17 protein-coding genes and 1 pseudogene are annotated in these 13687 nt (G+C 62.7%); 10 read left to right on the top strand and 8 right to left on the bottom strand.

The genetic code is table 11. The features are described from left to right. Window positions 1–211 (bottom strand): hypothetical protein (locus tag F6X40_RS41990; protein ID WP_222946293.1); only part of this gene is annotated, 211 nt, incomplete at its 3' end. 285 nt (window positions 212–496) lie between these two features. Beyond that, window positions 497–901: a DUF427 domain-containing protein gene (locus tag F6X40_RS39605; RefSeq protein WP_187631622.1), complete on the bottom strand. Its 405-nt coding sequence runs from the start codon at window positions 899–901 to the stop codon at window positions 497–499. A 348-nt stretch (window positions 902–1249) separates the two neighbouring features. Between F6X40_RS39605 and F6X40_RS39600 the strand changes: the two genes are divergently transcribed. Next, window positions 1250–2236: a hypothetical protein gene (locus tag F6X40_RS39600; RefSeq protein ID WP_090810559.1), complete on the top strand. Its 987-nt coding sequence runs from the start codon at window positions 1250–1252 to the stop codon at window positions 2234–2236. Between the two features lie 232 nt (window positions 2237–2468). Next, on the top strand, window positions 2469–2810 hold the full coding sequence (locus F6X40_RS39595; protein ID WP_260330345.1) for a hypothetical protein: 342 nt from the start codon (window positions 2469–2471) through the stop codon (window positions 2808–2810). 41 nt (window positions 2811–2851) lie between these two features. Here F6X40_RS39595 and F6X40_RS39590 read toward each other — a convergent pair whose 3' ends face one another. The 3 genes from F6X40_RS39590 to F6X40_RS39580 form a co-directional block, all read right to left on the bottom strand. After that, window positions 2852–3451, bottom strand: coding sequence for a hemerythrin domain-containing protein (locus tag F6X40_RS39590; protein ID WP_187631621.1), 600 nt, complete (start codon window positions 3449–3451; stop codon window positions 2852–2854). A gap of 66 nt (window positions 3452–3517) precedes the next feature. Further along, window positions 3518–3865 (bottom strand): hypothetical protein, encoded by a 348-nt coding sequence (locus tag F6X40_RS39585; RefSeq protein ID WP_262421724.1) that lies wholly within the window; start codon window positions 3863–3865, stop codon window positions 3518–3520. Window positions 3866–3929: 64 nt separating this feature from the next. Continuing rightward, the gene (locus F6X40_RS39580; protein WP_187631620.1) at window positions 3930–4181 is read right to left on the bottom strand and encodes a hypothetical protein; all 252 of its coding nucleotides are present in this window, start codon (window positions 4179–4181) and stop codon (window positions 3930–3932) included. Window positions 4182–5233: 1052 nt separating this feature from the next. Here F6X40_RS39580 and F6X40_RS39575 point away from each other — a divergent pair. Both F6X40_RS39575 and F6X40_RS39570 read left to right on the top strand, forming a co-directional pair. Next, window positions 5234–5584: pseudogene (locus F6X40_RS39575) on the top strand (nitric oxide dioxygenase); the annotation flags it as partial. Between the two features lie 78 nt (window positions 5585–5662). Next, complete coding sequence (locus tag F6X40_RS39570) at window positions 5663–6526, top strand: MBL fold metallo-hydrolase (protein ID WP_187631619.1); 864 nt, start codon at window positions 5663–5665, stop codon at window positions 6524–6526. A 199-nt stretch (window positions 6527–6725) separates the two neighbouring features. Here the strand turns inward: F6X40_RS39570 and F6X40_RS39565 are convergent, their stop codons facing one another. Then, window positions 6726–7241, bottom strand: coding sequence for a hypothetical protein (locus F6X40_RS39565; protein WP_184068538.1), 516 nt, complete (start codon window positions 7239–7241; stop codon window positions 6726–6728). Window positions 7242–7278: 37 nt separating this feature from the next. Between F6X40_RS39565 and F6X40_RS43345 the strand changes: the two genes are divergently transcribed. From F6X40_RS43345 to F6X40_RS39550, 3 genes are read left to right on the top strand one after another with little or no spacing between them, the layout of a single operon-like run. After that, window positions 7279–7437: a hypothetical protein gene (locus F6X40_RS43345; RefSeq protein WP_187631618.1), complete on the top strand. Its 159-nt coding sequence runs from the start codon at window positions 7279–7281 to the stop codon at window positions 7435–7437. After that, on the top strand, window positions 7434–7643 hold the full coding sequence (locus tag F6X40_RS43340) for a hypothetical protein (protein ID WP_187631617.1): 210 nt from the start codon (window positions 7434–7436) through the stop codon (window positions 7641–7643). Before F6X40_RS43345 ends, F6X40_RS43340 begins: the two co-directional genes overlap by 4 nt. Beyond that, complete coding sequence (locus F6X40_RS39550; RefSeq protein WP_187631616.1) at window positions 7640–9931, top strand: FdhF/YdeP family oxidoreductase; 2292 nt, start codon at window positions 7640–7642, stop codon at window positions 9929–9931. The genes F6X40_RS43340 and F6X40_RS39550 overlap by 4 nt, the downstream gene beginning before the upstream one ends. A 607-nt stretch (window positions 9932–10538) precedes the next feature. On the opposite strand, the gene F6X40_RS39545 is transcribed toward F6X40_RS39550, so the two are convergent. Together F6X40_RS39545 and F6X40_RS39540 are read right to left on the bottom strand one after the other, a co-directional pair. Then, the gene (locus F6X40_RS39545) at window positions 10539–10796 is read right to left on the bottom strand and encodes a hypothetical protein (RefSeq protein ID WP_184068360.1); all 258 of its coding nucleotides are present in this window, start codon (window positions 10794–10796) and stop codon (window positions 10539–10541) included. 57 nt (window positions 10797–10853) lie between these two features. Beyond that, window positions 10854–11210: a hypothetical protein gene (locus F6X40_RS39540; RefSeq protein WP_184023464.1), complete on the bottom strand. Its 357-nt coding sequence runs from the start codon at window positions 11208–11210 to the stop codon at window positions 10854–10856. A 512-nt stretch (window positions 11211–11722) separates the two neighbouring features. On the opposite strand from F6X40_RS39540, the gene F6X40_RS39535 reads away from it, so the two are divergent. The 3 genes from F6X40_RS39535 (at window position 11723) to F6X40_RS39525 (ending at window position 13652) form a co-directional block, all read left to right on the top strand. After that, a complete protein-coding gene (locus F6X40_RS39535) occupies window positions 11723–11905 on the top strand; it encodes a hypothetical protein (protein WP_187620124.1) in 183 nt (60 codons plus the stop codon). A 346-nt stretch (window positions 11906–12251) separates the two neighbouring features. Further along, a complete protein-coding gene (locus tag F6X40_RS39530) occupies window positions 12252–12479 on the top strand; it encodes a hypothetical protein (RefSeq protein ID WP_187631615.1) in 228 nt (75 codons plus the stop codon). A gap of 117 nt (window positions 12480–12596) precedes the next feature. Continuing rightward, on the top strand, window positions 12597–13652 hold the full coding sequence (locus F6X40_RS39525) for an AI-2E family transporter (protein ID WP_184068541.1): 1056 nt from the start codon (window positions 12597–12599) through the stop codon (window positions 13650–13652). The last annotated feature ends 35 nt before the right edge of the window (window positions 13653–13687 follow it).

Genomic DNA, 13687 nt, shown 5'->3' with positions numbered 1-13687 from the left:
GCCGTATCCAGCCCGGCCTTGCGCCTAACCCGCGTGCGCCGTGCCGCCGTTCTTCAGGTCTTCGGCCACCGCTTCCTTCAGAAATGGCGCGAGCCCCGTTATCATCGACCAGCGCGCCGCCAACGCTGAACGAGCTGGCGCAGTTCGCCGTCATCGCCTGGAGCGCGGCCTGTGTCATCGCGGATTCCGTCGATGTAACTTTTTCAGCCATGTTGATTCACCTCTGTAGCGCGGATTGAATACCGACTGCAAAGAGAATGAGCGGCACCGGCGGTCGGATGTGCGCCCATTTGGGTGGCGCCGGCATGAAAGCCGAGTGAGGGAGCAGGCGTGACGATAGATTCTGTTACTTCGAACGCGAGAGGGAAACCCGCTCGGATTGATAGCTTGCGTGGTGCGAGCAGCGGCCGCCGCGCGGCGCCGCCGTCCGTGCCGCTCGGGCCATGCCGGTCGCCGCGATCGCCGCGCCCGCACGCGGCATGACGCGCGCGTTCGCCTAGTGCGCGGCCGGCTCCTGCGTGATGGAATCCACGCGGTCGGGATAGAACGCAAGGTGCTCGCGGATCGGCGCGACAGCGTCGTATGGGTGCTCGTAGGTCCACACCGCGTTGGTGCCGCGCTCGCCGGCCGCAGGAATCGAGAAGTATGCGCATTCGCCCTTGTACGGACAATAAGTGGCGTGCGCCGTGCGTTCGAGCCGGGTCATATCGACGTCCTTGCGCGGGATGTACAGCACGGCCAGATAGCGGGCTTCGAGCAGCGTCAATGCGTCGTGCGTATCGGCGATCACGTGACCGCCTGCCATGACGATCACGCGCGCGTGGTGGTGCTCAATCGTGATTGGATGATCCGGGCCGGGGATCTTGACGGGTTTGTCGTTCGGGACCGAATGAGTGGACATAACGAGGCTCCCTGCGAAAGTGGGGCTGCGAGGTTTCGTGAGTCGACGGCGATGTTCGTCGCCGAACGCCACGCAAGCGACTGAAGATCGCCCGTATTGCCGTACTACTTCCTTTCAGGTATTTCTATCACATACTAACGCAGACCTTCCAGGTGCTGTGAGCGGCGCAATGCCCGTCGGAATTGCATCAGTTGCGTGCGCGTGCTTTTGTGCAACGGGATGGCGACTTCGCGGAAGACGAACACGATCAGCCGACTGACAGGAGCGCGTCATGCTCGTTGGATATGCCGTGTATGACCCAGCAAGTGAGCCTGCAATCTCGTCGACAAATGGCGAGGTTGTTTGACTATGCCGGCGCTTCGGAAGTGTTGGTCACTTCGCGCATTTGGGGCGTGTGCCGCTCTAACCTTGAACCTGTTGTCCTGCCCTTCGCACGCACAGGTCGCGCCGAGGCAATTGTCGAGCAACACCGTGATTGGCGGCAATGTAAAGCAGCACGCAGACGCTGTGCTCGCGATCATGACCTACACGACAGTCCCGGACGTTACGACCAGTAACCTGTCGGTCAACAACGGCCTGACGGGTAATCCCGGCTTCGGGCAGACGCAATTTGGCGGCGGCTTCACCCTCAGCAGGTCGTTTCCGTTGTACATGGAGGGCACGCTCGCCTACAGCCGCTACGATCCGATCTTCATTGCCACGGATGGCGCCCAGCAGCGTGCGGTGCCGACGAAGTGGAACACCTTCAGTGGCACGGTCGGCCTGGGGTGGGATTTCCGCATCACGGACGAACTGGTGTTCCGTCCGATCTTGAACGGCACGATTGGGCGTGTCTCGAGTGACCTGAAGGTGGGGCAGACCCTCTTCAATCATGTCACCGACAGCAACCTGCAGTTCCTCGAAAACGGCTCGCTGAACGCCTACGGCTATGGCGGCTCCCTGATGCTCGACTACGAGCATTACCGCGAAAACTACGAAATCGACGCCGAATTGCGGGCAACCGATATTTACCTGCGCAGTTTCGGCGGTTCGTCGGAGGCCGTTCAGGGCTCGGCCATGGCGCAGCAGGTGAGCCTATGGACGCGCTGGCGCGCGCCCACCGGCTGGCACGCACTGGACCGGCCGGTCCGCTATGTGCTCGAAGCCGCTTACTCGCACTATTTCGGCGACAGTGCAGGCGTGCTGGGTTTCAACGACCTCACGTCGCTGGGAGTCGGCCTCGAACTCGACAGCAGCAGGTATCCCGTCATCGTCACCCGTACGCGCGCGATGGTGCGCTATGTGTTCGGTCGCAACGTACACGGGGTGTCGTTCGGATTCGCGATGAGTTTCTAGCCGGGCCAGCTTGCCGGTCCAGCAACGAGGCTCGAACCCATGCGCGCGATCCAATGCTTCTGGTTCTCGCTCGGCCATGCGGTATAGCGCTTGCTCGGCCCACACATGAATCGATCAAAGGAGCCGTGATGAACGACAAACCGAAACAGCCCGATGCCGGCGGCAATCTGCCGGGCAACGTTGTAGCAGAATTAGGCCCTGAACGAAGGGCCAAAACGAAGGACCTCGTGCCATGCGTACATTCGGACAGAGCCGATCGACGAAGCGGATCGACAGCGAGCCGGACATGCGCCTGCAGAAGATAGAGATTGCCGACTTCCTCGTAAGCTGGACCGTCATCCGGGATTCGGAAGGCGCTTTCCAGTGGGTCGTGGTCGTGACGGAGCGTGGGGGCGAGCATCACACGATCTTCGAGCGACGCGGGACGTGCGGCCACGTGTCATGGGACGACGCGCTCGACATCGCGGCCGAAACCGCGCGCCGCGTCGCGGCCGGGCTCGTCGAGCCGGGTGAACCGGCGAAGACGAAACAGCGGCGCGGGCGCACGCCGGGTGCATCGCGCCCGAATCGTTGATGCGCGATCGCGGGCGGCGCCCGTGGTGTCAGTAGTATGTGCTAGTTCCATTGACGCCGCGTCTGTGCCGCGCGACGCGACCTCGGCAGCCAATGCCGCAACGCGAGCAATACAGTCGATCCCAGCAGCAGCGTGGCGATCGGAAACGTGCCCGCGGCATTCACCGCAATGTCCATCGGGCGCTCTCCGAGCAACTGCATCCGGCGGCGCGTCATCGCGGCGCCGAGCGACCGCAGTTCGTTCTTCAGCACGCGCTCGGCGTCGGGCAGCAGGATGGTTTCCTCGTCGGCGACATGATGAGCGACTTCGCGGATCAGTTGATAAAAGAGCCCGTCGTAGGCGGCGTTTTCGGGGCCCATCCCGCGCAGCTTCGCGATCGTTGCGCGCATCTCGTCGTGCTCGGGACGGCTTTTTCTCAGTGCCTCGTCATTGCCGAGCGCGCGGTCGAGCGCCGGGTAGAAAATTTCCTCCTCGAGCTGCGCGTGGATATCGAGCGCGTCGCACACGCCGTTGACGATCGCACGTTTGCGCCACCACGGCGTGGACGCGTGGTATCGGTGCGAAGCGGCGAGCACGTGCATATGGTCGAGGCGGATCATCGACGTAATCGACGGCGACAGCGATGAGGCGTCATTGGACATGGCGTTTCTCCAGGGAAAGGGTGCCGGCGGTTACCGCATGCGCCATTCCCGCTGCCCAGCAATCGATCAACGCGGTGCCGGCTGCCGCGAGCGCACTGCTTTGCTGCTCGTGAGGGCGCTCAACGCGGAGTCCGCGGCATCCGCCGCACGGGCGAACAGGTCGTCAACGAATCGGCGCGCCGCGCTATATCCGCCCATCAACGCATCGGCCTCGGTGTCGAACGGCCGGCTGCCTCCAATGTCGACGCGCAGCGGCGAGAACGTTGCGACCGCAGCGCCCGCCTGATAGATGTGAACCACCGCCGCGTAGCGGGTGCGTACCGCCGCGCGCCCGGCGGGGCGCAACGTGAAATCCGCCTCGACGGTCACCTCGATCGTGAACCCGTGGTATTCGTAGGTGCGCATCATCATCATGTCCTTCGTCGCGTGAGTGTGTGATCGTGCCGGTGCGCGATGATCATGCGCGACGGGCGCGGCGCTAATTGCCGCCCTGCGCGCTCGAGCGGCGCTGGCTCCGTGCTTCGAGCGTAGCGAGCCGCGCTTGCGGCTGCAGCGCCGGCGGCAGTTCGGCGTTGGCCTCGATGCGCGCGCGCCAGTAAGCCGGCGTCGCAATTCCCGTGCCCTGCCAGTCGCCGCGGTCGCATTGAACGAGTTGTTCGAGGCGCTGGACAATCGCGCTGATGTGCGTCAATTTCCTTGTGACGTCGTTGTGATTACGCGCGGCTTTCACAGGTTCTCTCCCCGTTTTGTTATCTCCAGCTTACTCGTCGTTCACAGTAAGTCATACCGGCTTGATGACATGTCCGAAAACGCCGGATTCAGCATGCTCGCATTTGCAAAAAAAAAGTACATCGCAGTGAGTTGTCCGAGACAGCCGCATTGTGGACAGCCCCGTCCACTCTCGCGCCGCAGTTTGCGGAACCCACATTCGACGAACCCACGCGCCGGATTGCTTCTACGCTCGACTGTTGGTGTGACGTCGTGATGACAGCGTGTGCAAATGAAGTTCGCGCCGTCGTCGGTTAGTCGGTCAACTTCTGATCTGGATCAAAATAGCAAAAGGCGGTGTGGTGATCGCGCCAGCGCTCGGGTACCCTCGTTGGAAATCCCTTTGTGCGTGGCACGATGAACGTGGCGACTATCGCGAGGGAGGGCGAAATGCCTGATGTCGGACAAGGCTCGTGCGCTACCGATGCACGCAAGCGCGGCGCATCCGCGCGTTGCGATGGTGATCGCAACGCGACTCACGCAGCGAAGAATCGGCGCGCGGCAGCGCTGCGCGGAACGCTCGTGATGACATTTGCCGTCGCCATGATGGGTGGATGCGCGACGTCGGCCGAGCGCACCAATGTGCAGCCTTCGGGTCAACAGACGTGCAATGTGGCCGGCAAATTCTGCAACACGTTTTTCGGACCTTGACGGAAACGCTCCCAGCGCGTGTCGGCGCGCACGGCACGTTTCCTGACCGGCCCGCGTTCGTCTCCAATCGGACGACCGATGTTGGACGTGTCGCGGCGTGCGTTTGCTCGGGCGTGTCCATGGCCTTCAGCTTGTGGACAGCGAGCATCGGTTGGAGGAGCATGGTCGCCTGGATACGCTTGAAGGGGTATGCGCGATCGGACAATTCCACCCCACCATTTACGCGCACGAGCGAGGCGACCAGTCGTCCTATTGCAGGAGGAAAGAAATGCGGACGCAGAAAACCAAGGACATCGTCAAGGCCACGGCCCCGGTTCTGGCCGCGCACGGCTATACGATCATTCAACTTTTCGTGAAGGCGGAGCACTATCCGATCGTCGGCGGCGCGTGGTGTTCATTCACGGTGCGCGCAACGGCGCGGTGCATGCGATGCGCGGCCGTCTGCAGCAGACTGCCGTCACCCAGCCGAATTTCCGCGCGATCGTGTTCTACGACGCGCCGCTCGATACCGACGTACAGGGCCGCGACTACGACAACGCGGGTTTCATCGACCTCAGCAAGCTGCGCGACGAGATCCTGTTGTCCGAGCCCGACTACTACATCTGCGGTCCCGTTCCTTTCATGCGGCTGCAGCACGACGCACTGAAAAACATGGACATTCACGAGTCGAAGATTCACTACGAGGTGTTCGGACCGGATCTGTTCGCTGAATGACGCATACGGCGCATGCCGCGCGACGGCTGCCGCGGAAGCGACAAGCACGAATGCAGTCACCGTGACCGGGAGCGCGGCATGAAAGTGCACCATCTGAACTGCATTTCGACTTGCCCGCTGTGCGGCAAGCTGTTCAACGGCCACCCCGATTCGTTGATCCGCCGCGGGCATCTGACCTGCCATTGTCTGCTCGTCGAAAGTCCGGCGGGGCTCGTGCTCGTCGATACCGGTTTCGGTCTGCGCGATGTCGCCGATCCCTATTCGCGCCTCGGCAAATTCTTCCTGAGGCTGCTGAATCCTGAGTTCCGAAATGAAATGACGGCGATCAGGCAGATCGAGCGGCTCGGTTTCGACCCGGCCGACGTGCGCCACATCGTGATGACCCACCTCGATTTCGACCATGCGGGCGGGCTCGACGACTTTCCGCACGCAACGGTGCACATGCTCGCGAGCGAGCGCCAATACGCGGCGCAGCAGAAGACGTGGCTGGACCGGCAGCGCTTCAGGCCGCAGCAGTGGTCGTATCAGAACATGTGGCGCGTGCATTCGCCGCAGTACACCGAGCGTTGGGAGGGCTTCGCCAAGGTCCATCCGATCGAAGAACTCGCGAGCGAGATCGCGCTCGTGCCGTTGCGAGGCCATACCTATGGTCACGCGGGCGTCGCGGTACACGGCGATGGCGGCTGGTTGCTGCTCGCGGGCGACGCCTATTTCGACAACGGCGAGCTCGACCCGGTGCGTCCGCATTGCGCACCCGGTTTGCGCTTCTATCAGTGGATGCTCGAACAGGATCGCGCGGCGCGACTGTACAACCAGCGCCGCCTGCGTGATCTGGCGAAGCGGGCGAGCCCCGCGTTGACGATTTTTTGCAGCCACGACGTCGACGAGTTCGAGCGGCTCGCGGGCCGTTCGGTGGCGGTGCCGGCGGAGCAGATGGCGTGATGCTCGCAGGCTTGCGAGCGCGCCCGGTGCTTCGCGGATCGCTCACGTCTTGCGCCTGGCCCAGGCATCGTGCGCGGCGGGGCGCGCTTCCTATACTGCCTTTGTCCTCCGTTTGGACTCCAGGGGACATCGTTCTCAAATGCGCTTGCGGCGACCATGCCGGTTGAAGGCGGGTGGCTCTTTTTTGCGCGAGCGCATTTCATCGATCCGGCCGCCGCAGCAGCGCGGCCGCGAGCAGGCCCGCGCCGAGCGCCACGTAGACGTTCCCGAGCGAGCGGCGCGACAGGTGCGCCTCGAATCCAGGGGTGAGCCTGTTGGGCACCACCTTGTAGTCGACCACATACGCGCTCGCCACGGTCGTGGCTGCGGCCACCGCGGTCGCGCCGGGCCGTCGTGACGGGTCGGGGCCGGCCATCCGGTCAACCAGTTGCTCGAACATCATTGCCCAGAAGATCGCGGCTGCCTGATGGATCGCGAAGCCGGTCACCGTATGCCGGATGCTGAAGCCGCGTTCACGCAGCGCGCGTTGCGGCCACAGGCAGTGGGTGACGGCATTGATCGGCGCGAGCGGGCTGCCCGATGCGTCCGTGGATGCCGCCGCGGCTGTCGCCGCCGAGACGCAGCCGGCCAACAGCCCCGATGGGACGGCTCGGCGTAGCGTCGCACGGGTGGCCTGATACCACGGAGAACCGATTTTGTGCTCGAGCGTTTTCATGGCAGGGCTCCGGTTCGGGCGCGCAAACGCACGCCCCATGATCGCGGACGGCGGTACGCGCGAGGAGCAGCATGGCGCGTTCCGCGCGGACGATGCGCAGGAATGCCGGCCGAAAATCGTGGCCCCACTGCGATACCTAGTGCGCTTCATCGACGACGACGAGTTCGATGCGTTGCCGAGAACGCGCCCGCAATGACGCTGCGGATGATGTCCCGTTGGCCGGGGCGCAGCCGGCTGATCCCGAACACTTCGCGCAGCGTCCTGCGCATCGCGTTCAGACTGGCGGACGTGTCGCGCGGGATGGAGGTGTCGGTCATGAAGTTGGCGGTTGGCCGCAGCCGGGAACGCGATGTGCTGATACGTCATGACGTGACATTTATGGCCAAACGGGTGGACTCATGAACAAGGAAGACAAAAGCGACGCGTATCCCTACGCGTCGGGCGGATGGGGGTCGGTCAAGGCGGTGGCGACAATCCTGCTGCAGGAAAAAGCACCGCTGAAGGATAGCCAGGTTCTGATGCATCAGAATAAGCCCGGCGGTTTCATGTGTGTCAGCTGCTCGTGGGCGAAGCCGGCCGATCCGCATACGTTCGAGTTTTGCGAAAGCGGTGCGAAAGCGACCGCGTGGGATCTGACGGCCAAACGCGTAACGCCCGATTTCTTCGAGGTCCACACGGTCAGCGAGCTCGCCAAATGGCACGACCACGATCTCGAGGAAGCGGGACGGTTGACCGAGCCGCTGCGCTACGACCCGGCTACCGACCGCTACGTGCCGGTGCCGTGGCAGGAAGCATTCGATGCGATCGGCGCCGAACTGCGCACGCTGGACCCGGCCAGCGTGGTGTTCTACACGTCGGGCCGCGCTTCACTGGAAACCTCGTACATGCTGCAGCTTTTCGCGCGCATGTACGGCACCAACAATCTGCCTGACAGCTCGAACATGTGCCACGAAAGCACCAGCGTCGGCCTCAAGGAAGCGATTGGCGTGGGCGTCGGTACGGTCTCGCTCGACGACTTCGAGAAGACCGACCTGATGTTTTTCTTCGGCCAGAACGTCGGCACCAATAGCCCGCGCATGCTGCATCAGTTGCAGGACGCGCGCAAACGCGGCGTGCCGATCATCACGTTCAATCCGCTACGCGAGCCGGGGCTGCTGCATTTCGCAAACCCGCAGTCAGCGTTGGAGATGCTCACCCCCACGGATACGCAGATCAGCACGCAATACCACCAGGTGAAGACGGGTGGCGATACCGCCGCGATCCTCGGCATCTGCAAGCTCGTCATCGAAGTGGACGATCGCGCGGTGAGCACGGGCGACGCGCGCGTCGTCGACGTCGATTTCATCCGCGAGCATACGAACGGCTACGAGCAATTCGCTCAGTACGCGCGCGACGCGAACTGGGACGACATCGAGCGAGTGAGCGGATTGCCGCGCGACGCGCTCCAGGCAGCCGCCGACGAGTACATGAAGGCGAACGCGGTGATCATCCATTACGGCATGGGTCTCACGCAGCATCGGATGGGCGTGCAGAACGTGCGCATGCTGTGCAATCTGCTGCTGCTGCGGGGCAATATCGGCAAGCCGGGCGCGGGGCCGTCGCCGGTGCGCGGGCATTCGAACGTGCAGGGGCAGCGCACGGTCGGCATTACCGAAAAGCCGGAGCTCGCGCCGCTCGATCAACTGGCCAGACAGTTTTCGTTCGAGCCGCCGCGCGAGAAAGGCATGAACATCGTCGAGGCCTTCGAGGCGATGCTCGACGGCAAGGTCAACGCGATGATCAACCTCGGCGGCAACCTCGTGCGCTCGGTGCCCGACCGGGTGCGCACCGAACCGGCGTGGGCCGCGCTCGGGTTGACCGTCAACGTGGCGACCAAGCTCAATCGCAGCCACTTGGTGCACGGCCAGCGCTCGTATCTGCTGCCGTGTCTGAGCCGCATCGAGATCGACCGGCAGGCGGGCGGCGCGCAGGCGGTGTCGATGGAAGACAGCACGGCGCACTTTCATGGCTCGCGTGGCATGGCCGAACCGGCCGCGCCGACGATCCGCTCGGAGCCGTTCATCGTCGCGGGCATCGCGAAGGCGACGCTCGGCGAGCGCTCGAGTGTCGACTGGGATGCATGGCGCGACGACTATTCGCGCGTGCGTCTGGAGATGTCGAAGACATGGCCCGAGATGTTCGGTGATTTCGAGGCGCGTATGTGGACACCCGGCGGCGTGATCCGGCCGCTGCCGGCGCGGCAGCGCAAGTGGAAGACCAAAAGCGGCAAGGCCGAATTCATGGTGCCGACTTCGATCGGTGAAGATCCGGACATGCCCACGCGTGAGCCCGATTCGCTGCGGTTGATGACCTTGCGCAGCGACAGCCAGTTCAACACGACCATCTATGGCCTCGACGACCGCTTCAGAGGCATCAAGGGTTCGCGCATGGTGATTCTGATGAATCGGGTCGACATGGAGAAGCGCGGACTCGCGCACGGCGACCGCATCTGCCTCGAGACGATCGCGGACGACGGCGTCGAGCGGCACGTCGACGGACTGACCGTCGTGCCGTTCGACGTGCCGCAGGGATGCATCGGCGGCTATTACCCGGAATGCAATCCGCTGCTGCCGCTATGGCACTACGCGAAAGAGAGCAAGGTGCCGGGCGCGAAGTCGATTCCGGTGCGCGTACTGGCGGCCACGCGGTGATCAGTGCTTCGTGGATACAAAGAGGCCGGCATCGTTACCTGCGCCGGCCGCCGAATTACACCCGGGCAGCGCGTGAAGGGCATGATAAGCGCGTGCCCATCTCCTTCTTCATAGTCGGGCCAGCGGCCCGCAACGCGTGATGTCCGTTACCCAGCACTGAAGGACAGCGCACGACGCCACATAGTGTTCGGATACTGCGACGTCCCCTACGGATTCGGGGATAGCGTTTCTCCGGAAGCGCTCATGGCGTTCCATCGCTGCCTCCGGGCTGCGGTTCGATTTGCCGGCAACCCGGCATCGTCCGTTTCATCGCGTCGGCAGCCCCCGCACGCGACACGCAGTCCATGCGATCGCCGAAACCCGCAGGCAGCCGGCGAAGATGCCGCGCCTTATCGAATTGCTGAGGAATTGCTGAGGAAGGGTTGAGAGCAGTCTATTGCTCAACCAACCACGGTCTCGTGGCCAGCGATTTGCCGACGACGTGAACGAATCGCCGGCAAACGCCGTCGTGCATCACATGCGCCTACGGCGATGAACAGAATCCGGCTAGCCGCGACAATCGCCGGTCTCCCAGGTATGGCTGCGCGGGTTGCGCAGCCATACGGGGTTATTTCGAAAGCTGGGTCGGGACTTGCGTCGACGCTTGTGTCGGGAGCTGGTTCGGAAGTTGCGTCGACGCTTGTGTCGGAAGTTGCGGAAGCTGTGGAGGTTGCGGAAGCTGCGGCCCACCCTGTGAAAGCTGCTTCGTGGACGGTTGCTCGGCGGACGCTGGCTGCTGCGATGGCAATTGCTGCGGCAGATTGCTTTGCGCAAGCACGGATGTGCTGGTAAGGAAGGCGAACAGTACAAGGAAGGTCTTTTTCATTTCAATTCTCTACAGTTGGTTGTTTGATTTTGATGCGATTAGCAGCCGCGAGCCGTATCAACGCGCGGCCAAGGTTGCCTTGTAACGCCAGGACGCTGTTGCGGTACTGAAGTCGACGGGGCTACCCGACGCTACGTTGTCTGACGGGAGGGGAGCGGACGAACTAGTCACCCCGCCGCAGTTGTTGAACGCTTGCCGCTGGGCTTCCACGCGGGCTAACACCGCCTGAAAGTCCATTGCATGTTGTGTATTGGCGCCCGTGTGGTCATGGTAGCCGACCGTTTGACGCTGAACCGGTTGCACAGCCGCTTGCTCATAGGTTTGGGGACCGCTGCTGCTAGCGAATGCGGCGGTCGAGAAGGACAGGATCGACGCGACAACAGGGACGGGGATGAAGGTCTTCGACTTCGGCATGATCAGACTCCATATCGAGCGTCGGATGCAGGAGACGCGGTGTTTGGGGAACAACGGTCTGGCGAGGCATGAGTGCTGTTTGCCAGTTCGTTGGTGCCAGTCTAGTCACTTACGGTCGGCTTACAAGCATCTACGGGGCAACGGATAGTTGCCGTCGCTGCAAGGTTGTAGCCGATTGCGCTGAAGCAGTGTGTGCTTCTTAGTGTGTCCGGAGGCAAGGGCGGTGCGGGCTGTCTGAATGACACGCAGCAATTCGCTTCGACTGTATCCGCTGGTCGTTACACAAACGAGATCAGCCGTCGAGCATGCGCGCTTCCATCGCCGTTCGTCGACAAGACGCTACGTGGGTATCGGAATACGTTCCGCTTGTTGTTCGTATGTCAGCGATTCGCGATTCACGCAAACCGTGTATTGAAGATCTCGCAACTCATAATTGCGCGCGTCGAATGGCGGCGCGCTTTGCTTATACTGCGTCCACATTAAACAGGCTTCGTTTTTACGCAGGAATACTTATGGCACACCAACTTACGTTCCACGCCGGTTCATCGAACACGGACGTCATTCACGAAATCGTTCAGCACGCGTTGCGCAGCGCTGCTACGGCCTCCACCACGAATGGAGCTATCGATGTGCTTGGTCAGGCGCTACTCGAGGTCGAGCGCCTCGCCGCGCACCCGAGCGTCCTGACGCACTGAGCCCGCTGCGCGTCTGCGAACTGGCCGGGAGTCGGACCGGCAGCGCGCACGGCGTACCGCCGATGGCGGATGCAGCGCGGCTCGATCTTTAGAATCAATATTGACCGATCGCGCGAATGTGATAATATTATCACATAGTGGCCCGTCCTCGAAGTTGCTGTAGGCGAGTCGCCGCAATGCCAGCGCACGCTGAATCAACCGTGGAGATGTCACCCATGACTGCTCAACCAGACCTGAACGATTCGCTGCATCGGTGGCGGGAATGACGCGCCGACCGCGCTTCTGTTTCGCCTTGCTGTGCTCGTTCCCGCTTGTTGCGACGGTCTGCGGTTGTTCCACGACCGTGATGCCCACGCCGCGCGTCATCGCGATTGTCGTTCCCGCGATCCAAGCACCGGCAATGATGTCGCCGCCCGATCCGATGTCGCGTCCATTGTGGATCGAAGTCACCGGGCAACCCGGCGGCCAATCGCAGACAGGCACCAGCAAACCGGCGACGCCGCAAGACCCGTCGCGCCAGCACGGTGATGACAGGCGTACCCACAGCGCGGCTAGCGGCGCGACGCCGATCTGACGGATGCGCCGCGCGGCGACCCGGCATCGCCGGCTCCTGCGGTTAAGACGGATACTTCCGCCGATGCTTCGGCTCAACGACGAAAGCCACTCGATCACTCGCCCAGTGGGCGCGCTTATGACTGTATACCATCGTCAATCTCTGTTTTGGGGCGCCGTTGCGTTAGCGGCCGGCGTGTTGCTGTGGAACCTGCGTGCCGTTCTCACGCCGTTTCTGCTCGGTGCGCTCGTCGCATACATTTTGCAGCCGGGCGTGGAGTGGCTGGTACGCCATCGCATTCCGCGCGGCCTTGCGGCGCTGGTGATGATGTCTTTGTTTGCTCTGTCCGTCGCACTCGTCATGCTGCTCATGTGCGTAGTTGTCCAGAAGGAAGGGCCGGAACTCATCAGGCAAATTCCATTTATCGTCGCAAAACTCGATGGATGGCTGAAGCCGCGTCTGGCTTTTCTGGGACTGGATTATTCGCTCGATGTGACGAATATCCGCGAGGCGCTGGCGGCCCGTCTCAAAGCGGACGGGCAGGGCGCGATGCTTGCCGTATGGCAGTACCTGCGCACCAGCAGCAACGTGATGATCAATGTCGTGAGCAATGCGGTGCTGATGCCACTCGTCCTGTTCTATCTGCTCTACGACAGGCACGAGGCGTTCGCGCGCATGGCGAGCTTCGTGCCGCGGCGCTGGCTCGGCAAGACACGGGAATTCGTCGGAGAGATCGATCGCATGATGTCGCAGTATCTGCGCGGGCAATTGCTGGTGATTGCAGTGCTCGCCGTGTTCTACCCGACTGTGCTGACGATTGCAGGGTTGGATCTGGCGGTGCCCGTCGGCTTGTTTAGCGCGCTTGCAGTATTCGTCCCTTACATCGGCTTTGCGACCGGCCTCGCGTTCGCGCTGCTGGCGGCGCTGCTGCAATTCGGTGATTGGTATGGCGTGGCCGTGGTGGTCGCGGTGTATGGCGTCGGCCAGATTCTCGAAAGCTTTGTGCTGTTGCCGAGACTGGTTGGCGAGCGCATCGGCCTTCATCCGCTCGCGGTCATCTTTGCGTTGCTGGCGTTTGGGCGGCTGTTCGGATTCTTCGGCGTGTTGCTCGCGTTGCCGGTCAGCGCCATCCTCGCATCGGCATTGCGGGAACTGCGCCGCCGCTATCTCGCGAGTGCGCTTTACCAGGGCTGACCGGCATCGCGATCGCCCGATTCGATGTCCGGGCA

Source organism: Paraburkholderia sp. UCT31 (assembly GCF_014397655.1).
Taxonomy (GTDB): domain Bacteria; phylum Pseudomonadota; class Gammaproteobacteria; order Burkholderiales; family Burkholderiaceae; genus Paraburkholderia; species Paraburkholderia tuberum.
Note: the sequence above shows the minus strand (reverse complement) of the source record. Positions and strands in the feature narration are given on the sequence as shown.

Coding starts and splice junctions, on each gene's coding strand:
- F6X40_RS39605 (WP_187631622.1), bottom strand. CDS start 901: ATGTCCACTCATTCGGTCCCGAACGACAAACCCGTCAAGATCCCCGGC.
- F6X40_RS39600 (WP_090810559.1), top strand. CDS start 1,250: ATGCCGGCGCTTCGGAAGTGTTGGTCACTTCGCGCATTTGGGGCGTGT.
- F6X40_RS39595 (WP_260330345.1), top strand. CDS start 2,469: ATGCGTACATTCGGACAGAGCCGATCGACGAAGCGGATCGACAGCGAG.
- F6X40_RS39590 (WP_187631621.1), bottom strand. CDS start 3,451: ATGTCCAATGACGCCTCATCGCTGTCGCCGTCGATTACGTCGATGATC.
- F6X40_RS39585 (WP_262421724.1), bottom strand. CDS start 3,865: ATGATGATGATGCGCACCTACGAATACCACGGGTTCACGATCGAGGTG.
- F6X40_RS39570 (WP_187631619.1), top strand. CDS start 5,663: ATGAAAGTGCACCATCTGAACTGCATTTCGACTTGCCCGCTGTGCGGC.
- F6X40_RS39565 (WP_184068538.1), bottom strand. CDS start 7,241: ATGAAAACGCTCGAGCACAAAATCGGTTCTCCGTGGTATCAGGCCACC.
- F6X40_RS43345 (WP_187631618.1), top strand. CDS start 7,279: ATGATCGCGGACGGCGGTACGCGCGAGGAGCAGCATGGCGCGTTCCGC.
- F6X40_RS43340 (WP_187631617.1), top strand. CDS start 7,434: ATGACGCTGCGGATGATGTCCCGTTGGCCGGGGCGCAGCCGGCTGATC.
- F6X40_RS39550 (WP_187631616.1), top strand. CDS start 7,640: ATGAACAAGGAAGACAAAAGCGACGCGTATCCCTACGCGTCGGGCGGA.
- F6X40_RS39545 (WP_184068360.1), bottom strand. CDS start 10,796: ATGAAAAAGACCTTCCTTGTACTGTTCGCCTTCCTTACCAGCACATCC.
- F6X40_RS39540 (WP_184023464.1), bottom strand. CDS start 11,210: ATGCCGAAGTCGAAGACCTTCATCCCCGTCCCTGTTGTCGCGTCGATC.
- F6X40_RS39535 (WP_187620124.1), top strand. CDS start 11,723: ATGGCACACCAACTTACGTTCCACGCCGGTTCATCGAACACGGACGTC.
- F6X40_RS39530 (WP_187631615.1), top strand. CDS start 12,252: ATGCCCACGCCGCGCGTCATCGCGATTGTCGTTCCCGCGATCCAAGCA.
- F6X40_RS39525 (WP_184068541.1), top strand. CDS start 12,597: ATGACTGTATACCATCGTCAATCTCTGTTTTGGGGCGCCGTTGCGTTA.